Origin of the sequence: Enterobacter sp. RHBSTW-01064, from assembly GCF_014103035.1 — a bacterium.
Taxonomy (GTDB): domain Bacteria; phylum Pseudomonadota; class Gammaproteobacteria; order Enterobacterales; family Enterobacteriaceae; genus Enterobacter; species Enterobacter mori.
The window spans coordinates 414,259-439,108 of the sequence record NZ_JABXOU010000004.1 but is presented as its reverse complement, the minus strand read 5'-3'; the positions used below and the strand labels follow the sequence as shown (position 1 = coordinate 439,108).

Below are 24,850 nucleotides of genomic sequence, written 5' to 3'. Positions count from 1 at the left end.
AATGCCTCACTTTTTGAACGAAGAGGTGTAACGGGAAAAGAGCCAGCGGGTGGCCAGCGGGAATAACCCCAATAGTGTAAAGGCGAACAGCAGGCCCGGCGACAAAATATCGCGCAGCGATGTCACTCTTCCAAGCTCGCGCCCGGCGTTGAGAAAGACAACCGTTGCAGGCAGCATGGCGACCTGACTTACCCACCAGTAGCGACGCACCGTGATGCGGGTCAGCCCCATCAGCAAATTCACCAGGAAAAACGGAAACAGCGGCATCAGGCGAAGGGCAAAAATGTACCCCGCGCCGTCACGCGCCATCCCGGCATTGACCGTTTTCATCTGTAGCGTAAAACGCCGTTGCACCCCGTCGCGAAGCAGATAACGGCTGGCGAGCATCGCCAGCGTGGCGCCGAGCGTGGATGCAAACGACACCAGCAGTACGCCCTCCCACAAGCTGAAAAGTGCACCACCCAACAGCGTCAGGATGGCTGCGCCAGGGATCGACAGGGCGCTTACCACGACATAGATAACAAAATAGGTGAGCGCACTTCGAAGGGGGGCATGTTCGACCTGCGTGAGCAACGCCTGCTGGTGAGTTTTTATCACGTCGAGGGATAGCGTAACCGGTGGCAGGAGGAAGAACGCCAGCGCAAAGGCGCCCAGAAGGGCGCACAGTAAAAGTGTTTTTTGAATGTTCACTCAGAGTTACAGCTTGAATTTCGCCCACACCGGCGCGTGGTCAGACGGTTTTTCCATGCTACGGATATCGTAGTCAATACCGGTTTCGATGCAGCGTTCTGCCAGCGGGGAGCTGGCCAGCAGCAGGTCGATGCGCAGGCCACGGTTGTCATCAAAGCCTTTTGAGCGATAGTCAAACCACGAGAAGCGATCCTGCGTCTCCGGGTTGGCGGTACGGAAGGTATCCACCAGGCCCCAGTCCAGCAGGCGCTGCATCCACTCGCGCTCTTCCGGCAGGAAGGAACATTTGCCGGTACGCAGCCAGCGTTTGCGGCTGTCTTCACCGATGCCAATATCCAGGTCGGTCGGGCTGATGTTCACATCACCCATAATCAGCACCGGGTTGTCTTTGTTCAGTTCGGTGGTCAGATAGTCCTGCAGATCCTGATAAAACTTGGCTTTGGCCGGGAATTTGGTCGGATGGTCGCGGCTTTCGCCCTGGGGAAAGTAACCATTGATCACGGTGATGTTCCCCAGCGGGGAAGGCAGCTCCGCCATGATGATGCGGCGCTGTGCTTCTTCGTCATCGCCGGGAAAACCACGGCGCACAGAAACTGGCGTCTCTTTGGTCAACAGCGCAACGCCGTAATGGCCTTTCTGCCCATGATAAAAGACGTTGTAACCGAGTTTCGCCACCTCTTCGAGGGGGAACATGTCGTCGTGAACCTTGGTCTCCTGCAGGCCGATCACATCTGGCTGATGTTGCTCAACAATGGCTTCAAGCTGATGAGGACGGGCGCGCAGGCCGTTGATATTAAAAGAGACAAATTTCATAGTCGCTGCCAGTGCAAGGTGAATAGTGCATGGATGGTAGCAGAAATTGTGTCGTCTGTTATCCGCTTCGCCCAATTACTGCGACAGATAATGCCAACGGTGCAATTTTTGCACCATTCTGATGCGCCGTGCCCCCAAACAGAGCGTAAATGGTCAATAAATTTCGCGAGCGATCACAATTCCAGAATTATATTTGGCCTGTGCATACTCTTTCTGATTTTCATGCGGCAAAGCGCCGCTTGTCGTAAAAATATTCACTTTTTATGCATTAACAGTGAATAACTCCATATCGTAACCTGTTGATATTCTGTCTTGCTATCCCGTTTATGCATTTTTATCGCTGGCTGGCACGAAGCGTGCAATCTACATTCACAGTGCAAACACCCAATTATTTAACATTCAAATAACTTTTTATTTACCGGATGAGGTCGCTATGTCTCTGTCAATTACGCGTGAAAATTTCGATGAATGGATGATGCCGGTTTACGCTCCGGCGGCTTTTATTCCGGTACGTGGGGAAGGCTCGCGCCTGTGGGATCAGCAGGGCAAAGAGTACATCGACTTTGCGGGGGGGATTGCGGTGAATGCGCTGGGCCATGCGCACCCGGCGCTGCGTCAGGCGCTGAACGACCAGGCGGCGAAGTTCTGGCATACCGGTAACGGCTTTACCAACGAGCCTGCGCTGCGCCTGGCAAAAAAACTGATCGACGCGACCTTTGCCGAAAAAGTGTTTTTCTGTAACTCGGGGGCGGAAGCCAACGAAGCGGCGCTGAAGCTGGCGCGTAAATATGCCCACGACAAGTTTGGGACGCACAAGAGCGGGATTGTGGCGTTTAAAAATGCCTTCCACGGCCGCACGCTGTTTACCGTCAGCGCAGGCGGTCAGCCTTCCTACTCTCAGGACTTTGCACCGCTGCCACCGGATATCCGTCACGCCATCTATAACGATCTGCAGTCCGCCAGCGAGCTGATTGACGACACAACCTGTGCGGTGATCGTCGAGCCGATGCAGGGCGAGGGTGGCGTACTTCCGGCGCAAAAAGCCTTCCTGCAGGGGCTGCGCGAGCTGTGCGATCGTCACAATGCGGTGCTGATTTTCGACGAAGTGCAGACCGGCGTGGGCCGCACCGGTGAACTGTATGCCTATATGCACTATGGCGTAACCCCGGACGTGCTCTCAACCGCCAAAGCGCTGGGCGGCGGCTTCCCGATTGGGGCTATGCTGACTACCGATAAATTTGCCAGCGTGATGACCGTGGGCACCCATGGCACCACCTATGGGGGTAACCCGCTGGCTACCGCCGTCGCCGGGCAGGTGCTCGACATCATTAACACCCCTGAGGTGCTGAAAGGCGTTAAGCAGCGTCACGACTGGTTTGTTGAGCGCCTGAATGCCATCAACAGCAAAATGGGGCTGTTTAAAGAAATTCGCGGTCTGGGGCTGTTAATCGGCTGCGAACTCACGCCGGAGTTTGCCGGAAAAGCTAAACTTATTTCACAGGAAGCGGCAAAAGTGGGCGTGATGGTGCTGATTGCCGGTGCCAACGTGGTGCGGTTTGCCCCTGCGCTGATCGTCAGCGAAGAAGAGGTGAGAACTGGCTTAGACCGTTTTGCGCTGGCCTGTGAACAGGTGAAATCCGGGGTGTCATCATGATGGTCATCCGTCCCGTTGAGCGTGGCGATCTCGCCGGGCTCATGCAGCTTGCCGGTAAGACGGGAGGCGGGCTGACCTCGCTTCCTGCCGATGAAAAAACGCTGTCGGCGCGCATTGAGCGCGCCCTGCAAACCTGGCAGGGGACGTTGCCAAAAAGCGAACAGGGGTATGTGTTCGTGCTGGAAGAGACCGACACGGGCACCGTGGCCGGGATCTGCGCTATTGAAGTGGCCGTCGGGCTTAACGACCCGTGGTACAACTACCGCGTCGGCACCATGGTTCACGCCTCGAAAGAGCTGAACGTCTATAACGCGCTGCCCACGCTGTTTCTCTGTAATGACCACACGGGTGCCAGCGAGCTGTGCACGCTGTTCCTCGATCCGGCGTGGCGCAAAGAGGGTAACGGCTATCTGCTCTCCAAATCGCGCTTTATGTTTATGGCCGCCTTCCGCGATCGCTTTAACGAAAAAGTGGTTGCCGAGATGCGCGGCGTGATTGATGAGACAGGCTACTCGCCGTTCTGGGAGAGCCTGGGCGAGCGCTTCTTCTCGATGGAGTTCAGCCGGGCAGACTATCTCTGCGGCACGGGCCAGAAAGCCTTTATTGCCGAACTGATGCCGAAACATCCTATCTATACCCATTTCCTCACCCCGGAAGCGCAGGCAGTGATCGGCGAAGTGCATCCGCAGACCGCGCCCGCCCGCGCGGTGCTGGAGAAAGAGGGGTTCCGCTACCGTAACTATGTCGACATCTTCGACGGCGGCCCAACGCTTGAGTGTGACATTGACCGCGTGCGCGCCATTCGTAAAAGCCGTCTGGTGACGGTCTCCGAAGGACAGCCCGCGCCGGGCGAATGGCCAGCCTGTCTGGTCTCCAACGAAAATTACAATAATTTCCGCGCCATGCTGGTACGTACTGACCCTAAATGTGAGCGTCTGGTACTGACGGCGGCGCAGCTGGATGCGTTGAAATGTAACGCGGGCGACTCGGTTCGCCTGGTGCGTCTCTGCCCTGAGGAGAAAACAGCATGACTTTATGGATTAACGGTGACTGGGTAACGGGTGAAGGCGACCTGCGGGTAAAAACCAATCCGGTCGGCCAGGCGGTGCTCTGGAAAGGAAATGATGCCAGTGCCGGGCAGGTAGAACAGGCGGGCCAGGCTGCTCGCCGCGCGTTTCCGGCTTGGGCAAAACAGCCCTTCGCCGTGCGCCAGGAGATTGTGGAAAAATTTGCCGGGCTGCTGGAGGCGAATAAGGCCGAACTGACGCGCATCATTGCGTCCGAAACCAGTAAACCGCGCTGGGAAGCGACCACCGAAGTGACGGCGATGATCAACAAAATCGCCATTTCGGTGAAGGCCTACCACACCCGCACCGGTGAACAGCATACCGAGATGCCGGACGGCGCGGCCACGCTGCGCCACCGTCCACACGGCGTGCTGGCGGTATTTGGCCCGTACAACTTCCCGGGGCATCTGCCGAACGGCCACATTGTGCCCGCGCTGCTGGCGGGCAATACCGTTATTTTCAAACCGAGCGAGCTCACGCCATTAACCGGCGAGGCGGTGGTGAAGCTGTGGGAACAGGCCGGTCTGCCGCCGGGCGTGCTGAACCTGGTGCAGGGCGGGCGCGAAACCGGTCAGGCGCTGAGTGCGCTGAGCGATATCGACGGCCTGCTGTTTACCGGCAGCGCCGGAACGGGCTATCAGCTGCACCGCCAGCTGGCAGGGCAGCCGGAGAAAATTCTGGCACTTGAAATGGGCGGCAACAACCCGCTGATTATCGAAGATCCTGATGATATCGACGCTGCGGTGCACCTGACGATTCAGTCCGCCTTTATTACCGCCGGACAGCGTTGTACCTGTGCCCGCCGCCTGTTGGTCAAGCGTGGCGCGCAGGGGGATGCCTTCCTCAAGCGTCTGGTAGAGGTGAGCGCGCGTCTGGTGCCTGCCGCGTGGGATGCCGACCCGCAGCCGTTTATCGGTGGGCTGATTTCCGAGCAGGCCGCGCTAAACGTGCTGAAAGCCTGGCAGGACCACGTCGCGCGCGGCGCGAAAACTCTGCTGGAGCCGAAGCAGGTTCAGCCAGGTACCTCGCTGCTGACGCCGGGCATTATTGAGATGAGCGGCGCGAGCAACGTGCCGGATGAAGAGGTCTTTGGCCCGCTGCTGTGCGTCTGGCGCTATGACGATTTTGATGCGGCCATCGCGATGGCGAATAACACCCGCTACGGCCTGTCGAGCGGGCTGATTTCACCGCATCGCGAGAAGTTTGAACAACTGCTGCTGGAAGCGCGCGCCGGGATTGTGAACTGGAACAAACCGCTTACCGGGGCGGCAAGTACCGCGCCGTTCGGCGGCGTGGGCGCGTCGGGCAACCATCGCGCCAGCGCGTGGTATGCCGCCGATTACTGCGCGTGGCCGATGGCGAGCCTGGAAACGCCGGCGCTGACGCTGCCGGAGACGCTCAATCCGGGGCTGGATTTTACCGGAGGGGATCGTCATGAAAGCGCGTGAGGTCAACTTTGACGGGCTGGTGGGGCTGACGCACCACTATGCCGGTCTCTCATTCGGGAATGAAGCCTCGACGAAGCACCGTTTTCAGGTTTCCAACCCGAAGCTGGCGGCGAAGCAGGGGCTGCTAAAAATGAAGGCGCTGGCGGATGCCGGTTTCCCGCAGGCGGTCATCCCGCCGCAGGAGCGCCCGAACGTGGCTGTCCTTCGCCAGCTCGGTTTTAGCGGTACTGATGAGCAGGTGGTGGAAAAAGCGGGGACGCAAACGCCGCACCTGCTCTCTGCTGCAAGCTCCGCGTCGTCAATGTGGGTGGCAAACGCGGCGACCGTCGCGCCGTCAGCCGACACGCTGGATGGCAAAGTCCATCTGACCGTGGCGAACCTGAATAACAAATTCCACCGCGCCACCGAAGCGGAAACCACCGAGCGCGTGCTGCGCGCCATTTTCCAGAATGACGCCCGTTTCGAGGTGCATCAGGCCCTGCCGCAGGTGGCGATGTTTGGCGACGAAGGTGCGGCCAACCACAACCGGCTGGGCGGTGATTATGGCGATCCTGCCGTGCAGCTGTTTATCTACGGGCGGGAAGAGGGCGGTCACAACGCGCCCACGCGCTATCCTGCACGCCAGACGCTGGCGGCGAGCCAGGCGGTTGCCCGGCTGAACCAGGTCAATCCGTCACAGGCGATCTTTGCCCAGCAAAACCCGCAGGTGATCGACCAGGGCGTATTCCATAACGACGTGATTGCTGTCTCCAACCGTCAGGTGCTGTTCTGCCATGAACAGGCGTTTGCGCATCAGGAGAGGTTGCTTGCCACGCTGCATGAGCATGTACCCGGTTTTACGCCGATTCAGGTTCCCACACAGGCGGTGAGCGTGCAGGATGCGGTAGAAACCTACCTCTTCAACAGCCAGCTGCTGAGCCGTGACGATGGCAGCATGATGCTGGTGCTGCCGCAGGAGTCCCGTAATCATCAGGGCGTGTGGCGTTATTTGAGCGAACTGGTGAAAGCCGATAACCCGATTGATGAACTGCGCGTCTTTGATCTGCGTGAAAGCATGGCCAACGGCGGCGGGCCAGCCTGTTTACGTCTGCGCGTGGTGTTAACTCAGGACGAAATGCAGGCGGTAAACCCGGCGGTCATGATGAACGATACGCTCTTTGCGCGGCTGAACGACTGGGTCGATCGTTACTATCGGGATCGCTTGACCCAGGCCGATCTGGTTGACCCGCAGCTTCTGCGTGAAGGGCGCGAGGCGCTGGATGCGTTATCGACAATCCTGCAGCTGGGATCGGTTTATCCGTTCCAGCGCTAAGGGGCTGATATGGAAAATTTACTGGCGCTGACGCTGGCAGACGAAACGCCCGAACAGACTGAGGGCGATGGCCCCTCATTCCACTGGCGCTGGCTGGGACGGGGCGTACTTGAACTGACGCCGTTTGCGCAGAGCGACGTATCGCTTCTGCTGTCGAGCGGTATTCACGGCAACGAAACCGCACCCGTTGAGATTGTCGACCTGCTGCTGCGCGCGTTGTACCGTGGAGAGATTACGCTCGCGTGTCGCGTGCTGGTGGTGTTTGGCAATCCGCCAGCGCTGGCGCAAAACAAACGTTACCTGGTGAGTGATATCAACCGGATGTTTGGGGGCCGCTGGTCGCAGTTCCCCCAAAGCGATGAAACGGCGCGCGCGCAGTGGCTGGAGAGCGTAGTGACGACGTTTTTTGTCACCGCGGGGGGGACGCGCTGGCACCTCGACCTGCATACGGCTATCCGTGCCTCTTATCATGTGCGTTTTGGCGTCCTGCCGCAGCGCAGTCAGCCTTGGGATGAAACCTTTCTGAGCTGGCTGGGGGATGCGGGGCTGGAAGCCCTGGTCTTCCATCAGTCGCCGGGCGGTACGTTTACCCATTTTACGTGTGAAAACTTCGGCGCGCTGGCCTGCACGCTGGAGTTGGGAAAAGCGCTGCCTTTCGGGGAAAATGATCTGACGCGCTTTGCTCCGACGCACTCTGCGCTCCGGGCGCTGCTCGGCGGCACCGCCCCGGAACATGCGCAGGAGCCCGTCGTGCGTTATCGGGTCGTGCAGCAGATCACCCGTCGCAGCGATGCTTTCCTCCTCCATATGGCGGCCCACACGCTGAACTTCACGCCGTTCCGTCAAGGGGCACTCCTGGCAGAAGACGGTGACGAGCGATACGAGGTGCAGAAAGCCACAGAGTATGTTTTATTCCCCAATCCGTCGGTGGCGTTTGGTCTGCGAGCCGGACTGATGCTGGAAAAATTAGCCTGATAATTTCCCCTCTTGAAGTAAGAGGGGAAATTATTTTCTTAGCAATGAAGGCGGTTATATCTCTTTTGCAGAATATTCCTGGATAATTGCTTTATTAATAAACGCCACTTCGTTATACTTCTGCATAATCTCTTTAAAATCAGAATATTGAATATTTATGTTTCACCTCTCCATGTTTTATCCTTAATTCCTCCACATTTGGCGAAAAATTGTTTTTTACACTTTCATTGTTTTACCGTTGCTCTGATTAATTGACGATAAACCCCGTAAAGTGAATATCGTCAACACGGCATAGCGCCGAAGAATAACTGAAAGTAAGGAAATACATTATGCGTAAGTTAACTGCACTGTTTGTTGCCTCTACCCTGGCTCTGGGCGCCACCAGCATGGCGTTCGCCGCAGATACCGCCACTACGACCGCCGCGCCAACTGAAGGCAAAATGATGATGCATCATAAAGGCAAGCCGGGTATGCACCATGAGATGATGATGTTTAAAGACCTGAATCTGACCGACGCGCAGAAACAGCAGGTTCGCGACATCATGAAAGGCCAGCGTGACCAGATGAAACGTCCTCCGCTGGAAGAGCGCCGCGCGATGCATGACATCATTGCCAGCGACAGCTTCGATAAAGCGAAAGCGGAAGCGCAGATCGACAAAATGGCCGAGCAGCATAAAGCCCGCATGCTTGCCCACATGGAAACCCAGAATAAGATCTACAACATTCTGACCCCGGAACAGAAAAAACAGTTTAATGCCAATTTTGAGAAGCGTCTGACAGAACGTCCGGCGCCGGAAGGTAAAATGCCAGCACCAGCCGAATAATCGGTTTACCCTCTTAAGACCGCCGGGATCCTGTTCACATAAGCAAAAACGCTGTGGACAGGACCGGCGGTTTTTTCTTTCTGCCCACCTCTTGCCTGCCGCCGCCAGCGCGGTATTCTCCTGTAGTCGCGTCAGAGATTTACTAAGGTTTGCCCACTCTGCTGCCGATAATACGTCTGTAGATTTCCAACGATAATAAACAAGACAGCAATGACAGCAATGTCGTTGCCCTGGCGCAGGTTGCGCCCCTCAGGAGTGGTGATGGAGTTCTTTGATATCCGTAAGATGCCGGTCAGTCTCTGGCGTAATGGCGCTGGCGAAACACGCGAAATATGCTGTTTTCCTCCCGCGACGCGTGATTTTTACTGGCGCGCCAGCATTGCCTCTATTGCCAGCAATGGCGAGTTCTCGTCGTTTCCCGGCGTCGATCGGGTGATCACCCTGCTGGAAGGGGGAGAGGTCACGCTGGATGCCGGTCAGGCATTTTTCCATACGCTGAAACATCACCAGCCCTACAGTTTTGCCGGCGATCTGCCGGTGAAGGCGCTGCTGACGGATGGGCAGATGTCGATGGATTTTAATATTATGACCCGGCGGGATTGCTGCCAGGCGATGGTTCGCGTCGCGGATCGGACCTTCACCACCTATGGCTCCCGCGGTGGCGTGATATTTGTGTTAAGCGGGGCGTGGCAGCTTGGCGAAAAATTGCTGACGGCGGATCAGGGAGCCAGCTGGGAGGAGGGCACGCATACCCTCCGGCTGCTGGAATCTACAGGAACGCTGTTGTTCAGTGAAATTACGTGGCTGCCAGGTCATTAAGCGAAATGATCTCGTACTTGCCGGTTAACACGGGTTTACAGAGTATTTTGTAGCCGTCGTGGTCGAATCCGGCGGGGGTACGCAGCAGGGTTGCGGCGTCTTGCAGCGTATCAACGGCGCCCAGCCAAAGCCAGTTGTGGACGATGTGATACTGCGTCATCAATTCCCCCACTTCCTTCAGGGCAACGGCACCTTCCCATGGCCAGCATTTAACGCTGATGGCCCCCAGCCCGGCAAGCAGTCGGGCATTATGTTCCTCGACGCTCTCTTTCCCACAACAGGCACCCGCGCAGCGTTTCAGCGCCGAGCGGAAACAGGCGCGACCGCGCGTGGTGCCCTCTAACCCTAAAAGGCTGTAGCAAAGCTGTAAATCGTCGGCGAGCGCCTGCAAAGCCTGCAGTGCCGCGCGTTTATTGGCGAACAGGCCATAGAGGTTCGGCTCATGGGAAAAATCAACGTCACGGGCGTACACAACCTGTGGTTTGCCGTTGCTGATCTGCAGGGAACAGAGCTGGCGATTGCGCCGAAGCCGCTTATTGAACAGCGGCTGCTGCTCTTTTATCAATCGGGCTTCCAGCAGCAGCGCGCCCATTTCACCCGCAGTCGGAAACCAGGTGATGCGTCTCGACTGGCGGAGCATCGCGGCTTCGTCCGGCGTGCGCAGATGGGATAATACCCGGCTGCGAATATTCACACTTTTACCGATATAGAGCGGTAGGGTGTCGCTTTCGCCGTGAAAGATGTACACACCCGGCTGTTTAGGCAACGCTTCAAGCCAGGGGCGAAGATGTTCGGGATATTCATAAATAGCCGCCGCTTCAAACTCAAGACGCGGGGCAGATTGACGCCTGCTCACATACTGCTCCATATACTGTTCAGGTATACAGTGTAGCAGGTGTGTGGTGGTTAAAAAAGAGCCGGGTGGCCTGATGCCCTCACCCCAACCCTCTCCCTCGGGAGAGGGCGCAAACACTAAAAACGGTAACCAGGTTACCGTTTTGCTTTATTTTTTCCAGAAGTCGTCGAACACCGTAATCGGCGTGTGACGCTTGTGCTCGGTTTTCAGATACCAGCCCTCGATAATCTTCGCGGTACCTTCATCCAGCTGTTTGCCTTCCAGATAATCGTCAATATTGTCATAGGTCACGCCCAGGGCGGCCTCATCAGGCAAGGAAGGGCGATCGTCTTCCAGATCGGCGGTTGGCGCCTTCTTGTATAAATGCTCCGGGCAGCCAAGTGCGGCGAGAAGCTGTTTACCCTGACGCTTGTTCAGGCGGAAGATCGGATTAATGTCGGTGCCGCCGTCGCCGTATTTGGTAAAGAAACCGGTGACCGCTTCCGCTGCGTGATCGGTGCCGACAACAACACCTTTGGTCATGCCCGCAATGCTGTACTGCGCTTTCATACGCTCACGCGCTTTTTCGTTGCCGCGGACAAAATCGCTCAGCTCGATACCCGCTTCGCGCAGCGCCTGTTCGCTCGCCAGCACGGAACCTTTAATGTTCACGGTCAGAACACGGTCGGGCTGAATGAAGGTAATCGCGTCCTGGCAATCTTGTTCGTCGGCCTGCACACCATAAGGAAGGCGCACGGCGATAAACTGCAGCGCATTATCACCCGTTTCTTCACGCAGCTCTGAAATGGCCATCTGGCACAGTTTGCCGGTCAGCGTAGAGTCCTGGCCGCCGCTGATGCCCAGCACCAGAGACTTCAGGAAAGCGTTTGTTTTTAAGTAGGACTTCAAAAAATCAACGCTTCGGCGGATCTCTTCATTTGCATCTACTGCAGGTTTCGCGCCCAGCGCCTGGATAATCTCTTGTTGCAGAGCCATTACGCCCTCCCTATGCAGAACGAGACAGAAAAATGTTATCTGGTAAAACTAACCCTTTGGGCGTAAAACGACAAGGATCACAGTTTCGAGTGCGCTAAATTGCGGCGCTTTAGCAGCTTATCGTTGTTTTATTAGAATTTTCCGAAATTCGTGTGGCGTAACTCGCAAAGTTGAACAATAGTATTTTTTATCCCATGCTTAGTTAACACGCTGATAAACAAGAGGACGGAATATGAACAAGAACGTAGCAGGAATTTTAAGCGCAGCGGCGGTACTGACTATGCTGGCAGGGTGTACGGCTTACGATCGCACCAAGGATCAGTTTACCCAGCCAGTTGTAAAAGACGTCAAAAAAGGGATGACGCGTTCACAGGTTGCTGCAATTGCAGGTAAACCTTCTTCTGAAGTCACCATGATTCATGCTAAGGGAACCTGTCAGACCTACATACTGGGTCAACGTGATGGTAAGGCAGAGACCTACTTTGTCGCGCTGGATGATACCGGTCATGTGATTAACTCCGGCTATCAGACCTGTGCAGAATACGACACCGATCCACAGGCCCCTAAGGCGCAGTAACCGCGCTTGCCTGAGGATGTTAACTAACCGGCCTGGTGGCCGGTTTTTTTATGCATACGTAAATCTTATTTCTTTGCGCGAATTATTTGCCCGAAATGTGAAGGGAGTCAACAAGCCAGGTCAATGAGAGACAATTTGACCCTATCCAGAATTATCCCCTCCTTGTACCATTGCGTATACTCGTTTCAACGACAAACAACAGTAAGTAACCTACCCGTCAGCCGGGATAGCAAGTCGAGTGATAGCGCGACGGCGGGGGGCACACAAGAGGGAAGTTATTATGGAAAAGAAACATATCTATCTGTTCTGCTCTGCGGGCATGTCAACCTCACTTCTGGTTTCCAAGATGCGTGCGCAGGCCGAAAAGTATGAAGTTCCTGTGGTGATCGAGGCGTTTCCAGAGACGCTGGCGGGCGAAAAGGGCCAGACAGCAGATGTTATTTTACTGGGGCCGCAAATCGCTTATATGTTGCCAGAAATTCAGCGTTTGCTGCCTCATAAACCGGTCGAAGTCATCGACTCGGGGCTGTACGGTAAGATTGATGGTTTAGGTGTATTAAAAGCTGCTGTTGCAGCCATTAAAAAAGCTGCTAATTAATTATTTATTTTTCCCGTCAAAGAGTTATTTCACACACAATACGCCGTAACATGCGTTACGGCATTTAAGGGTATTTTCCTATGAGTAAAGTCATCGCTTCACTTGAAAAGGTACTCCTTCCTTTTGCTGTTAAAATAGGAAAGCAGCCTCACGTTAATGCCATCAAAAACGGCTTTATTAAATTAATGCCGTTGACGCTGGCCGGGGCAATGTTCGTTTTAATTAACAACGTTTTTCTGAGCTTTGGTGAAGGTTCCTTCTTTTATTCATTAGGAATTCGGTTAGACGCTTCCACTATTGAAACCCTTAATGGTCTTAAAGCCATCGGCGGCAACGTATACAACGGTACGTTGGGTATTATGTCGCTGATGGCGCCTTTCTTTATCGGGATGGCGCTGGCGGAAGAGCGTAAAGTGGATCCTCTGGCCGCAGGTTTACTCTCTGTCGCAGCATTCATGACGGTTACCCCATACAGCGTCGGCGAGGCTTATGCTGTCGGTGCTAATTGGCTGGGTGGCGCAAATATTATTTCGGGTATTGTTATCGGTCTGGTCGTTGCGGAAATGTTCACGTTCATTATTCGCCGCAACTGGGTTATCCGTCTGCCGGATAGCGTACCGGCATCGGTATCTCGTTCATTTTCCGCGTTGATTCCAGGCTTCATTATTCTCTCCATTATGGGGATTATCGCCTGGGCGCTCTCTCACTGGGGCACAAACTTCCACCAGATCATTATGGACTCTATCTCTACGCCGCTGGCGTCAATGGGTGGAGTGGTGGGTTGGGCGTATGTCATCTTTACCTCCCTGCTGTGGTTCTTCGGCGTGCATGGTTCACTGGCACTGGCGGCGCTAGACAGCGGTATCATGACCCCTTGGGCACTGGAAAACGTTGCGCTTTATCAGCAGTACGGCTCCGTTGATGCGGCGCTGGCAGCCGGTAAAACCTTCCATGTGTGGGCGAAACCTATGCTTGACTCCTATATCTTCCTGGGCGGTACCGGGGCGACATTGGGTCTGATCATCGCGGTCTTTATTGTCTCTCGTCGTGCCGATCATCGTCAGGTTGCGAAGCTGGCGCTGCCGTCAGGCATCTTCCAGATTAACGAACCGATTCTGTTTGGTCTGCCAATCATCATGAACCCGGTGATGTTCATTCCATTCATCCTGGTGCAACCGCTGCTGGCGGCAATCACCCTGACCGCGTACTACCTGGGCATTATCCCGCCGGTGACCAACATTGCACCGTGGACCATGCCAGCCGGTCTGGGCGCGTTCTTTAACACCAACGGTAGCGTCGCGGCCTTCCTGCTGGCGATATTCAACCTCGGGATTGCAACCCTGCTTTACATGCCATTCGTGGCAATAGCGAACAAAGCGGCGACCGTTATCGATGAAGAAGAGAGCGAAGAGGATATCGCCCTCGCACTGAAATTCTAAAATTGCACGGCGCGGGGCAACCCGCGCCAGCTAAAAGGAGCTTAACGATGTTAGATTTGGATAGTATTGTCGCAGACGAAACCGCAGAGAACGATCTGGAAGAAGTGGTGATGGGGCTTATCATCAACTCTGGACAGGCACGCAGCCTGGCGTATGCCGCGCTGAAGCAGGCCAAGCAGGGTGATTTCGTCGCAGCAAAAACCATGATGGACCAGTCCCGTCTTGCACTGAATGAAGCGCATCTGGTGCAGACGAAGCTCATCGAAGGCGACCAGGGCGAAGGGAAAATGAAGGTGAGCCTGGTGCTGGTACATGCCCAGGATCATCTGATGACCTCCATGCTGGCGCGCGAGCTGGTGGCAGAGTTAATCGAGCTTCACGAGAAGATGCAGTAAGTCAGGTCAGGCAGCAGGAGGTCAGCACGATGGAAATTAAAACCGCACTTGAGCAGCAGCTGTTTAATGGCAAGAATTTTCACGTGGTTATTTACAACAAGACGGAGAGCGCCAGTGGTCTGCACCAGCATGACTACTACGAGTTCACGATTGTTCTGACCGGCCGCTACTACCAGGAGATCAACGGTAAGCGCGTGTTACTGGAGCGCGGAGATTTTGTCTTCCTGCCGATGGGGTCCTATCATCAGAGCTTTTACGAGTTTGGTGCCACACGCATTCTGAATGTGGGCGTCAGCCGACGCTTCTTTGAGAAACATTATCTGCCGCTGGTACCGTTCTGCTTCGTGGCGTCACAGGTCTATCGCGTCAAAAACGAGTTCATGACCTGGATCGAAACGGTTATTGCCTCACTCAACTTCCGCGACAATGAGTTCGACGAGTTTATTGAAACCGTGACGTTTTATGTGATGAACCGCCTTCGCCATCATCGCGAAGAACAGCAGGTCATTGATGATATCCCACAGTGGCTTCGCAGCACCGTTGAGCTCATGCACGACAAAGGGCAATTCAGCGACAACGCGCTGGAAAATATGGTTTCGTTGTCGGGCAAGTCGCAGGAGTATTTAACCCGCGCGACGCAGCGTTATTATCGTAAAACGCCTGTGCAAATCATTAATGAAATCCGCATTAACTTTGCCAAGAAACAGCTGGAAATTACCAATTATTCTGTCACCGATATTGCTTATGAGTCAGGTTACAGTAGCCCCAGCCTGTTTATTAAAACGTTTAAGAAGTTTACTTCGTTCACACCAAACAGTTACCGCAAAAATCTGACGGTAATTAATTAATATCCGGCGATTTTATTCGCCACGAATATTGACGTAATTGCTTGCCCAAATAGCGGGAAGAGAACGCTATACCTTGCAGGCGGTTAACCTGATACGCTAAGGGAGATATTATGCAACAGAAATTAAAAGTCGTAACCATTGGTGGCGGCAGCAGCTATACCCCGGAATTACTGGAAGGTTTCCTGAAACGTTATCATGAATTACCGGTCAGCGAATTATGGCTGGTGGATGTAGAAGAAGGTCAGGAAAAGCTGAATATTATTTTCGACCTGTGTAAACGTATGGTTGAGAAAGCCGGTGTGCCATTGACCGTACATAAAACGCTGGATCGCCGTCTGGCGCTGAAAGATGCTGATTTCGTCACCACCCAGCTGCGCGTCGGCCAGCTGAAAGCACGCGAGCTGGATGAGCGTATTCCGCTGAGCCACGGCTATCTGGGACAGGAAACCAACGGTGCGGGCGGTCTGTTTAAAGGTCTGCGTACCATTCCGGTGATTTTCGACATCATCAAAGACGTGGAAGAGATTTGCCCGAATGCGTGGGTGATTAACTTCACCAACCCGGCGGGAATGGTGACGGAGGCAGTCTATCGCCACACCGGTTTCAAACGCTTTATCGGCGTCTGTAATATCCCGATTGGCATGAAGATGTTTATCCGCGACGTGCTGGCGCTGACCGACAACGACGAGCTCTCCATCGATCTGTTCGGCCTGAACCACATGGTGTTTATCAAAGACGTGATCGTTAACGGCACGTCGCGCTTTGCCGAACTGCTCGACGGTGTTGCTTCGGGTCGACTGACCGCCGCATCCGTGAAGAACATTTTCGATCTGCCATTCAGTGAAGGGCTGATCCGCTCCCTGAACCTGCTGCCGTGCTCGTACCTGCTCTACTATTTCAAGCAGAAAGAGATGCTGGCTATCGAAATGGGCGAGTACTATAAAGGCGGCGCGCGTGCCCAGGTGGTACAAAAAGTTGAGAAGCAGCTGTTTGATTTGTATAAAGATCCAAATCTTAATGTTAAACCGAAAGAGCTGGAGCAGCGTGGCGGGGCATACTATTCCGATGCGGCCTGCGAAGTGATTAACGCCATTTACAACGACAAGCAGGCTGAGCACTACGTCAACGTGCCGCATCATGGCCACATTGATAATATCCCGGCTGACTGGGCCGTTGAGATGACCTGCATTCTGGGTCGCGATGGCGCGAAACCGCACCCGCGCATTACCCACTTTGACGACAAAGTGATGGGCCTGATCCACACCATTAAAGGCTTTGAGGTGGCAGCAAGCAATGCGGCGTTGAGCGGTGAACTGAATGATGTGCTTCTGGCCCTGAACCTCAGTCCGCTGGTGCACTCCGACCGTGATGCGGAGCAGCTGGCGAGTGAGATGATCCTGGCGCATGAAAAATGGCTGCCAAACTTTGCTGCAACGGTTGAGAAACTGAAGTTCACCCACCGTTAAGAGGATGTACGATGGAAAACCTGCTGATCGTAAACGCCGATGATTTTGGCCTGTCGAAAGGGCAGAACTACGGCATCATTGAAGCATGTCGTCGGGGTGTGGTGAGTTCAACCACGGCGTTGATTAACGGCGAGGCGGTTGAACATGCGGCTCAGCTAAGTCGGGACGTTCCCGAGCTGGGTGTGGGCATGCATTTTGTTCTGACGCTGGGTATGCCGCTTTCACCGATGCCGGGCCTGACGCGTGACGGACAGTTAGGGAAATGGATTTGGGAAATGGCAGAGCAGAACGCTCTGCCGCTCGAAGAGATTACCCGTGAACTGGATTGCCAGTTTAACCGCTTTGTTGATGTGTTTGGCAGGGAGCCGACGCACATCGATAGCCATCACCACGTGCACATGATCCCGGCGATTTTCCCGATTGTCGCGGAGTTTGCACAGCGTAAAGGCGTCGCGCTCCGCGTGGATCGTGAGGTGCCCGGCGTGCCGGACTGCGCTGTGAAATCAACAGATGGATTCAGCAGTGCATTTTACGGCGACGAGATTGACGAAGCGCTGTTCCTGAAGGTGCTGGATGAGTCCGCCGCTCGCGGTGAAAAGTCCGTAGAGGTGATGGCGCACCCGGCATTTGTCGATAATACCGTGCGGAAAAGTGCCTACTGCTGGCCGCGTCTGGTGGAACTGGATGTGCTGACGTCGGCGTCGCTGAAGTATGCGATTGCCGAGCGCGGGTATCGTCTGGGGACGTTCAGAGATTTGTGAGAAATCCCCCTCACCCTAACCCTCTCCCCAAAGGGGCGAGGGGACTGGGCGGTGCGGCCTGTAATGCCAGCACAGGTCTGCATTTCTCCCTCTCCCTTTCAGGGAGAGGGCCGGGGTGAGGGTATTGTTTACGCCGGTATCTGGTCAATCTTACTGCTGCGCGACCAGACGCGGTGCGCGGCGAGTAAATCAAACAGCTTCGTCATAAAGGCATCGTCAACGTTATCGCCCTCGACAATGCCGTCCTCACCCTGATCGGCCACCTTCAGCTGCGCCTTAAACTGTCGCGCATCGCCTGCCAGGGCGATCGGTTTCAGGTGCTTATAGGCTTCCAGCAGATAATAGACGGCGTCACCGTTGGTCAGCAGGCTGTCAATATCTCCACACGGCACAATCACCGCATCAACGGTCAGCGAAGGCGCCCCGGCAAAGGTCGCCGCCACCGGCAGCACGGAGCCATCATCGGCGGTCACTTCGCCCATACGGGAATAAAGCAGTTTCGCATGCACGCCCTGGGTTTTCAGCGCCTGCATAATCCCCAGCACGTCGCTGGCGCGGGTTTTATCGTTCAACAGGATGGCGACTACGCGGCCCTTAATCGATCCGCCCGGTACGGCATACAGGCTCAGAGACGGATCCTTTTTCAGCCCGTTAACGTCTTTCGGTGGAGCTGCGTTACGTTGCTCATCGGTCAGGGTAATACCAAGGTTATCGGCGACGCTCTGCGCAAGCTGGATATCGATTCGCGCCAGCTGATCAACCACGCGCTCGCGGATGTAGGTGCGCACCACCTTGCTCAGCTCAAAGCTGAAGCCGCCGATGATATGCTGCTGCTCAATCGGGGTCTGGCTGTTCCAGAAGAGGCGAGGATGGGCGTAATACTCACCGAAGGATAGGCTGCGTTCGCGAATTTTGGTCCCCTCGACGCGTTCCTGATACGACTCAAACCCGCCACGTTTCGGGCCCGGTGGTGTTTCACGCGGCCAGTTATCGTTGATCGAGTTCGGTTCGTAGTTCGCCGGGTTGGTGTCGATATCCTGGCGATGCATCCCGTCGCGCTGGAAATTGTGATACGGGCAGGTAGGGCGGTTAATGGGGATTTCGTGGAAGTTCGGTCCGCCGAGACGGCTAATTTGCGTGTCGGTGTAGGAGAACAGACGACCCTGTAACAGCGGGTCGTTGGTGAAATCCAGACCGGGGACAATATGGCCCGGGTGGAAGGCGGCCTGTTCATTCTCGGCAAAGAAATTATCCGGATTACGGTTGAGCACCATTTTCCCTACCAGCTGAACCGGCACCAGTTCCTCAGGAATGAGTTTAGTCGGATCAAGCAGGTCGAAATCAAATTTGAACTCGTCCTCCTCCGGAATCAACTGCAACCCCAGTTCGTATTCCGGGAAGTCTCCGGCTTCAATGGATTCCCACAGCTCGCGGCGGTGGAAATCGGGATCGCGGCCAGTCAGCTTCTGCGCTTCATCCCACACCAGCGACGCTTTACCCGCCACAGGTTTCCAGTGGAAGCGCACGAAAGTGGCTTTGCCTTCCGCGTTAATCAGGCGGAAGGTGTGAATGCCAAACCCTTCCATGGTGCGATAGCTGCGCGGAATGCCGCGGTCTGACATTGCCCACATCACGTTGTGCAATGTTTCTGGCTGTAGCGAGACGTAGTCCCAGAAGGTGTCGTGCGCACTTTGTCCCTGCGGTATGGCCCAGTGGGGCTCCGGTTTTACCGCATGGACAAAGTCAGGAAATTTATGCGCATCCTGAATGAAAAACACCGGGGTATTGTTGCCGACCAGATCGAAAATACCCTCTTCGGTATAAAATTTGGTGGCAAAGCCGCGGATATCGCGCACCGTGTCGGCCGAGCCTGCGCCACCCTGCACGGTAGAAAAGCGCACAAATACCGGGGTGATTTTATCCGGGTCGGAGAGGAAATCCGCTTTGGTAATGTCTTTCAGGCTTTTATAGGGCTGGAAGTATCCGTGCGCAGCCGAGCCGCGCGCGTGAACGATGCGTTCCGGTATGCGTTCGTGGTCAAAATGGGTAATCTTTTCCCGCAGGATGAAATCTTCCAGCAGGGTCGGCCCACGCGTGCCTGCGCGAAGGGAGTTCTGATCGTCAGCAATACGCACGCCCTGATTGGTCGTGAGCGCAAAACCTTCGCTACCTTTACGGTGTGGCTCAAGCGATTCCAGCTTCTCGTTCCCCGTATCCGGCGATTTCATGCTTCCCGGTGCAGTAGGCTGCTCGCCAGGCGCGGAAGGGCCCGGTGAGGGGCGGTGAGAGCCGTCAGCTGGAGCGAGAGAGTCCATACCCGGTTGCGATTCTTCAGTGCCATGAATCGGTGATTGATGTGTTTTATCTTTGTTCGACATTGCACGTTTCTCCTTTATCCATTGCTAAAAACCCTATTAAGGATAGAACAATGTCGTGAGATGGCTCGCCAACTAAGAGTTTTCACATGCCGTCATTAACGAAAGGAGCCATCTCACCCACTCTGAGCGCGACGGAAGGTAGTCGGATCGGCTATCATAGAATTTTCCTGCTTCAAGAATTTGCTTTAGTGAACCCGTCGCTTATGAAACCTCTTCGTCAACAAAACCGCCAGGTTATTAGCTATGTGCCCCGCGTTGAGCCCGCGCCGCCTGACCATGCCCTGAAAGTGGATGGTTTTCGCGACGTCTGGCAGTTACGGGGTAAATACGTGGCCTTTGTGCTGATCGGCGAACATTTCCGCCGCTCTCCCACGTTTACGGTGCCGGAGTCAGCGCAACGGTGGGCGATGCAGATCCGCCAGGATGAAGAGGTTGAAGAATAACAGCCATAAAAAAACCGCCATCAGGCGGTTTTTTTATTTCAACAGTGATTAACGGTGCGCCAGTTCGGCGTCGTCTTCACTTTCCAGAATCGCTTTGTCGGTCTGCTTCAGCCACTGGCTGGTTAGCGTACCGGCGGTCATGGAGCCACTCACGTTCAGCGCGGTACGTCCCATGTCGATCAGCGGCTCAACGGAGATCAGCAGCGCAACCAGCGTCACAGGCAGACCCAGCGCAGGCAGCACAATCAGCGCGGCGAAGGTTGCACCACCACCGACACCCGCAACGCCTGCTGAGCTGATGGTCACAATGCCCACCAGGGTGGCAATCCACACTGGATCCAGCGGGTTGATACCCACAGTCGGCGCGACCATTACGGCCAGCATTGCCGGGTACAGACCTGCACAGCCGTTCTGTCCAATGGTGGCACCAAAGGAAGCAGAGAAGCTGGCGATGGACTCAGGAACGCCCAGGCGACGCGTTTGCGCTTCCACGTTCAGCGGTATAGACGCTGCACTGGAACGGCTGGTAAACGCGAAGGTCAGCACTGGCCACACTTTACGGAAGTATTTCAGCGGGCTGACGCCGTTCACGCCCAGCAGGATGCCGTGCACCACAAACATGATGCCCAGACCCAGGTAAGAGGCGACGACAAAGCTGCCCAGCTTGATGATGTCCTGCAGGTTTGATCCCGCAACCACTTTGGTCATCAGTGCCAGCACACCGTAAGGCGTCAGCTGCATGACCAGACGGACCAGCTTCATTACCCAGCTCTGCAGGGTATCGATAGCGGTCAGCACGCGTTCACCTTTTGGCGCATCGTCTTTCAGCAGCTTCAACGCAGCCACACCCAGGAACGCGGCGAAGATCACCACGCTGATGATGGAGGTTGGGCTTGCGCCGGTCAGGTCAGCAAACGGGTTTTTAGGAATAAAGGAGAGCACCATCTGCGGAACCGTCAGGTCGGCCACTTTGCCAACATAGTTGGTTTGAATCGCCGTCAGACGCGCGGTTTCAGCCGTACCCTGGACCAGACCTTCAGCGGTCAGGCCAAACAGGTTGGTCACCAGCACGCCCACCAGCGCGGCAATCAGCGTGGTGAACAGCAGCGTACCGATAGTCAGGAAGCTGATTTTCCCCAGCTGAGTCGCATTATGCAGACGAGCAACTGCGCTCAGAATAGACGCGAACACCAGCGGCATCACAATCATCTGCAGCAGCTGCACGTAGCCGTTACCGACAATGTTGAACCATTGAATGGAGTCTTTCAGTACCGGGTTATCGGAGCCGTAAACAGCGTGTAATGCCAGACCAAAGGCCACACCCATGACCAGACCGACCAGCACTTTTTTCGCCAGGCTCCACTGTTTGTGGCGCGCCTGCGCGAGAAGCAATAGCAATACAACGAACACAATAATGTTCGCGATGAGTGGAAAATTCATCCCCGTTCTCCTGATTTATTATACGGTCGGTTTTTACCGATCCTGATGGCGCAAGGTTAGCAGAAGTGTGATGCAGCGCTTATATCCAAATGGAATGGTTTATGACAAACGGGATTATTTTGTTTGTTTACTGTTCAATCTGGTGATGAATGAAACGATTGAACTGAAATTGCAGCGAATTGATCATCTGCGATGACCAACGAACTGCACCATTTTCGGGCAACGTCTGCGGCATCCAGACGGCGTACGCGAAGAGTGCCATGCACAAAACGCGCTCCAGCTGATTGCCTTTTTGCGGGGCGAGAATGGGAAAACGGAAACGCCACCGGCAGGGCCACAGGAGGGGGACACCGGCAGGCGTCAGCATATCGGCAAGAATATGACTTAAATAACCCAGCACCATCCCCTGTATGGCATCTGCCGGCACTATCCAGCTTTCAGGCACTTTTAAATAGAACAGGGTAAGCAGGGCAAATACGGCCAGCAGGCTGTGGGTAAACCCACGATGGCCAAACGCTCTGGCAATGGGTTTGGCGATCCACTTCAACCGTTGTCCAAGAAACGACTTGGGGTGATCGATGTCCGGCAGGAGACAGGTTAATACGGCGGAAGGGACGATATGCCACCAGTCACCCTGTGCCAGCACAGGGGTCAGTTCAGCGTTTTTGGCAAACACTGCGCATGCAATTGAAAAAAGCAGGTGGCCTTCCGCCGTCATGATAAAACCCAACAAACTGTCAATTCATACAGTATAGGGTTTTTATACAGTGTGCGGAAGAGGTGACGGTGTAACTCTTTGTCACAAAGCGGCGTCAGCGCGCCAGCCAGCCACCGTCTACGGCCAGGGTGTGACCGTTGACATAATCCGATGCAGCAGAGGCAAGGAAAACAACCGGACCTTGCAAATCCTCCGGCAATCCCCAGCGCCCGGCCGGGATACGCTCCAGGATCGCCTGGCTACGCTGTTCATCATCGCGCAACTGCTGCGTGTTATTGGTCGCCATATAACCCGGCGCAATGGCGTTCACGTTGATGCCATGCGTAGCCCATTCGTTGGCGAGCAGGCGCGTGATACCCAGAACACCGCTTTTAGACGCGGTGTAAGAAGGCACGCGGATCCCGCCCTGGAAAGAAAGCATCGAGGCAATATTGATGATTTTCCCACCCTGACCCTTCTGGATAAACTGTTTGGCCACCGCCTGAGAGAGGAAAAAAACCGATTTGAGATTCAGGTTAACAACGTCGTCCCAGTCTTTTTCACTGAATGCCAGGGCATCCTCCCGACGTATGGTCCCGGCGTTATTCACCAGAATATCGACGCGTCCCATCTCGGCGACAGCGCTATCCACTACGCGCTGAATGCTCTCTTGTTGACCGAGATCGGCCCGAATCGCCATAAATCGACGCCCGAGAGCGGTGATGCGCGCGGCCGTTTCGTCGGGAACTTTACGGTTCACGCCAACAATATCGCATCCGGCTTGTGCGAGCGCCACGGCCATGCCCTGTCCCAGCCCGGTATCGCATCCCGTCACGATGGCCACTTTTCCTGCAAGAGTGAAGGACTCCAGTATCATACGTGCCTCAGAAGTAAGGTTATTGTCATTCTGAAGGTAAGAATAGGAGGTGAAAGCGGGAAATGCAATTAAATGAAACGATGTTTTATTTTTATTTCAGGCAGCGAAGGGCTGCCTGAAAGAGAAGGTCACTCGCCGCGCAGATGGGCAACCGTAAGGTCTTCCAGAGAGGCCAGTTTCACATCCGCCAGGGCAAAGCGGGGATCGTGGCGGCCTTCTTCGGCAGGCACAACGATAGAGCGCATGCGTGCGGCTTTGGAGGCCACCATGCCGTTAACGGAATCTTCCAGCGCCACGCAGGTGAGCGGATCCAGACCCAGTTTTGCGGCGCAGTCCATATAGACCTGAGGGTGCGGCTTGCTGTAGGGCAGTTTCTCGGCTGAGGCCAGCGCGTCGAAGCTGTCGCGCAGTTCGAACAGGGACAGTACTTTTTCCAGCATATGCAGCGGCGAGGCAGAGGCCAGCCCGACCTTCAATCCTTGCGCCTTGCACAGGGCGATCGCATCACGCACGCCCGGAAGCAGGGGCTTCTGCTCTTCAACCAGCGTAATGGCGCGGTTAATAATACGCGCGGTGACTTCGTCACGACCGGGGCCAACCCATGGCTGGTGGGCATACCAGAGGTCTACAACCATATCAATGCGAAGTCCCAGCGTATCGGGAAGTTCGTTCCGGCGGCTGATATCAACGCCGAGGCTCGCCATCACATCCAGTTCAGCCCGATCCCACAGCGGTTCGGAGTCAATCAGCAATCCGTCCATGTCAAAAATGGCGGCAAGTATTTGGCGCGGTGTCGACATCACAACGTCTCCTTATCTCAGGTGTTCGACAGACGATACGTGCTAAGCACAATCTGCAATTTAGCATAATGCTTTTAAAGAACGGGCGAAAATGATGGGCAGCAGGTAGACTTAGGCAAAAATAACGCGTCTTTTTGAAGGGGAACGAATGACGTATCAACAAGCTGGACGCATCGCTGTCTTAAAACGTATTGCCGGTTGGGCCATTTTTATTCCGGCTGTGATTTCCACACTGATTTCCGTACTCAAATTTATGTACGATCACAGCGAAAAGCAGCCGGGTATCAATGCGGTAATGCTGGATTTCGCGCATGTGATGATTGAAATGATGCGTTTTAACACCCCGTTCTTAAACTTTTTCTGGTTTAACTCACCGACACCGAATTTTCATCAACAGGCGAACGTTGGCTTTTGGGTGATTTACGCGCTGATTTTTATCGCGATGGCATTGCAGGCATCAGGCGCGCGCATGAGTCGCCAGACGCGTTTTTTACGAGAAGGTGTGGAAGACCAGCTCATTCTTGAGCAGGCGAAAGGGCCGGACGGAATGAGCCGCGAGCAAATCGAATCCCGCATCGTTGTTCCGCGGCACACGATTTTCCTGCAGATTTTCCCGCTCTATGTATTACCGGTAGTCATCATCGTGGCCGGTTATTTCTTTTTCTCACTGCTCGGTTTTATCTAGAGCCACAGCGGGT

24 protein-coding genes and 1 pseudogene are annotated in these 24,850 nt (G+C 55.0%); 16 read left to right on the top strand and 9 right to left on the bottom strand.

The window, feature by feature from the left end; genetic code table 11:
* Positions 1 to 6 precede the first annotated feature (6 nt).
* Together HV355_RS15150 and xthA are read right to left on the bottom strand one after the other, a co-directional pair.
* Positions 7 to 690, bottom strand: a complete 684-nt coding sequence (locus tag HV355_RS15150) for a TVP38/TMEM64 family protein (protein ID WP_120158872.1) — start codon at positions 688 to 690, stop codon at positions 7 to 9.
* A gap of 6 nt (positions 691 to 696) precedes the next feature.
* Complete coding sequence (gene xthA / locus HV355_RS15145) at positions 697 to 1,503, bottom strand: exodeoxyribonuclease III (RefSeq protein WP_100166976.1); 807 nt, start codon at positions 1,501 to 1,503, stop codon at positions 697 to 699.
* Positions 1,504 to 1,936: 433 nt separating this feature from the next.
* Between xthA and HV355_RS15140 the strand changes: the two genes are divergently transcribed.
* The 7 genes from HV355_RS15140 (at position 1,937) to ves (ending at position 9,602) form a co-directional block, all read left to right on the top strand.
* Positions 1,937 to 3,157: an aspartate aminotransferase family protein gene (locus HV355_RS15140; RefSeq protein ID WP_010430119.1), complete on the top strand. Its 1,221-nt coding sequence runs from the start codon at positions 1,937 to 1,939 to the stop codon at positions 3,155 to 3,157.
* Complete coding sequence (astA, locus tag HV355_RS15135; RefSeq protein ID WP_120158871.1) at positions 3,154 to 4,188, top strand: arginine N-succinyltransferase; 1,035 nt, start codon at positions 3,154 to 3,156, stop codon at positions 4,186 to 4,188. Before HV355_RS15140 ends, astA begins: the two co-directional genes overlap by 4 nt.
* On the top strand, positions 4,185 to 5,672 hold the full coding sequence (gene astD / locus HV355_RS15130; RefSeq protein ID WP_182402493.1) for a succinylglutamate-semialdehyde dehydrogenase: 1,488 nt from the start codon (positions 4,185 to 4,187) through the stop codon (positions 5,670 to 5,672). Before astA ends, astD begins: the two co-directional genes overlap by 4 nt.
* Positions 5,659 to 6,984 carry an N-succinylarginine dihydrolase gene (gene astB, locus HV355_RS15125; protein WP_148399498.1) on the top strand — a complete coding sequence of 442 codons (1,326 nt, stop codon included), beginning with the start codon at positions 5,659 to 5,661 and terminating at the stop codon, positions 6,982 to 6,984. The genes astD and astB overlap by 14 nt, the downstream gene beginning before the upstream one ends.
* 9 nt (positions 6,985 to 6,993) lie before the next feature.
* Complete coding sequence (gene astE, locus HV355_RS15120) at positions 6,994 to 7,959, top strand: succinylglutamate desuccinylase (RefSeq protein ID WP_108416799.1); 966 nt, start codon at positions 6,994 to 6,996, stop codon at positions 7,957 to 7,959.
* Positions 7,960 to 8,288: 329 nt separating this feature from the next.
* Positions 8,289 to 8,783, top strand: a complete 495-nt coding sequence (gene spy / locus HV355_RS15115) for an ATP-independent periplasmic protein-refolding chaperone Spy (protein WP_042718470.1) — start codon at positions 8,289 to 8,291, stop codon at positions 8,781 to 8,783.
* A 261-nt stretch (positions 8,784 to 9,044) separates the two neighbouring features.
* Complete coding sequence (ves, locus tag HV355_RS15110; RefSeq protein WP_182402491.1) at positions 9,045 to 9,602, top strand: environmental stress-induced protein Ves; 558 nt, start codon at positions 9,045 to 9,047, stop codon at positions 9,600 to 9,602.
* Here the strand turns inward: ves and cho are convergent.
* Entirely contained in the window at positions 9,580 to 10,458 is an 879-nt protein-coding gene (gene cho / locus HV355_RS15105) for an excinuclease Cho (RefSeq protein WP_120158903.1), read from the bottom strand. The two genes, ves and cho, sit on opposite strands and share 23 nt — an antisense overlap.
* 147 nt (positions 10,459 to 10,605) lie before the next feature.
* Entirely contained in the window at positions 10,606 to 11,433 is an 828-nt protein-coding gene (nadE, locus tag HV355_RS15100) for an ammonia-dependent NAD(+) synthetase (protein ID WP_108416802.1), read from the bottom strand.
* A gap of 232 nt (positions 11,434 to 11,665) precedes the next feature.
* Here nadE and osmE point away from each other — a divergent pair, with 232 nt between their 5' ends.
* From osmE to chbG, 7 genes and pseudogenes are all read left to right on the top strand, one after another.
* A complete protein-coding gene (osmE, locus tag HV355_RS15095; protein WP_010430142.1) occupies positions 11,666 to 12,010 on the top strand; it encodes an osmotically-inducible lipoprotein OsmE in 345 nt (114 codons plus the stop codon).
* Positions 12,011 to 12,251: 241 nt separating this feature from the next.
* Positions 12,252 to 12,608, top strand: a complete 357-nt coding sequence (locus HV355_RS15090; protein WP_260591518.1) for a PTS sugar transporter subunit IIB — start codon at positions 12,252 to 12,254, stop codon at positions 12,606 to 12,608.
* An 80-nt stretch (positions 12,609 to 12,688) separates the two neighbouring features.
* Complete coding sequence (gene chbC, locus HV355_RS15085) at positions 12,689 to 14,047, top strand: PTS N,N'-diacetylchitobiose transporter subunit IIC (RefSeq protein WP_010430146.1); 1,359 nt, start codon at positions 12,689 to 12,691, stop codon at positions 14,045 to 14,047.
* A 47-nt stretch (positions 14,048 to 14,094) separates the two neighbouring features.
* Positions 14,095 to 14,442, top strand: a complete 348-nt coding sequence (chbA, locus tag HV355_RS15080) for a PTS N,N'-diacetylchitobiose transporter subunit IIA (protein WP_182402487.1) — start codon at positions 14,095 to 14,097, stop codon at positions 14,440 to 14,442.
* An 11-nt stretch (positions 14,443 to 14,453) separates the two neighbouring features.
* Positions 14,454 to 15,290: pseudogene (gene chbR / locus HV355_RS15075) on the top strand (transcriptional regulator ChbR); the annotation flags it as partial.
* A 110-nt stretch (positions 15,291 to 15,400) separates the two neighbouring features.
* Positions 15,401 to 16,756 (top strand): 6-phospho-beta-glucosidase, encoded by a 1,356-nt coding sequence (locus HV355_RS15070; protein ID WP_089599100.1) that lies wholly within the window; start codon positions 15,401 to 15,403, stop codon positions 16,754 to 16,756.
* Between the two features lie 11 nt (positions 16,757 to 16,767).
* Positions 16,768 to 17,517: a chitin disaccharide deacetylase gene (chbG, locus tag HV355_RS15065; RefSeq protein ID WP_126815363.1), complete on the top strand. Its 750-nt coding sequence runs from the start codon at positions 16,768 to 16,770 to the stop codon at positions 17,515 to 17,517.
* Between the two features lie 128 nt (positions 17,518 to 17,645).
* Here chbG and katE read toward each other — a convergent pair whose 3' ends face one another.
* Entirely contained in the window at positions 17,646 to 19,895 is a 2,250-nt protein-coding gene (gene katE / locus HV355_RS15060; protein WP_182402485.1) for a catalase HPII, read from the bottom strand.
* A gap of 167 nt (positions 19,896 to 20,062) precedes the next feature.
* Here katE and cedA point away from each other — a divergent pair, with 167 nt between their 5' ends.
* Complete coding sequence (gene cedA / locus HV355_RS15055; protein WP_256350567.1) at positions 20,063 to 20,338, top strand: cell division activator CedA; 276 nt, start codon at positions 20,063 to 20,065, stop codon at positions 20,336 to 20,338.
* 48 nt (positions 20,339 to 20,386) lie between these two features.
* On the opposite strand, the gene HV355_RS15050 is transcribed toward cedA, so the two are convergent.
* From HV355_RS15050 to hxpB, 4 genes are all read right to left on the bottom strand, one after another.
* Complete coding sequence (locus tag HV355_RS15050; protein WP_089599103.1) at positions 20,387 to 21,778, bottom strand: L-cystine transporter; 1,392 nt, start codon at positions 21,776 to 21,778, stop codon at positions 20,387 to 20,389.
* Between the two features lie 127 nt (positions 21,779 to 21,905).
* Positions 21,906 to 22,496 carry a metal-dependent hydrolase gene (locus tag HV355_RS15045; RefSeq protein WP_010426116.1) on the bottom strand — a complete coding sequence of 197 codons (591 nt, stop codon included), beginning with the start codon at positions 22,494 to 22,496 and terminating at the stop codon, positions 21,906 to 21,908.
* 94 nt (positions 22,497 to 22,590) lie between these two features.
* Positions 22,591 to 23,352, bottom strand: a complete 762-nt coding sequence (kduD, locus tag HV355_RS15040; protein ID WP_182402483.1) for a 2-dehydro-3-deoxy-D-gluconate 5-dehydrogenase KduD — start codon at positions 23,350 to 23,352, stop codon at positions 22,591 to 22,593.
* A gap of 128 nt (positions 23,353 to 23,480) precedes the next feature.
* Complete coding sequence (gene hxpB / locus HV355_RS15035) at positions 23,481 to 24,152, bottom strand: hexitol phosphatase HxpB (RefSeq protein ID WP_108416806.1); 672 nt, start codon at positions 24,150 to 24,152, stop codon at positions 23,481 to 23,483.
* A gap of 148 nt (positions 24,153 to 24,300) precedes the next feature.
* Here hxpB and HV355_RS15030 point away from each other — a divergent pair, with 148 nt between their 5' ends.
* A complete protein-coding gene (locus HV355_RS15030) occupies positions 24,301 to 24,837 on the top strand; it encodes a YniB family protein (RefSeq protein ID WP_010426111.1) in 537 nt (178 codons plus the stop codon).
* Positions 24,838 to 24,850 lie beyond the last annotated feature (13 nt).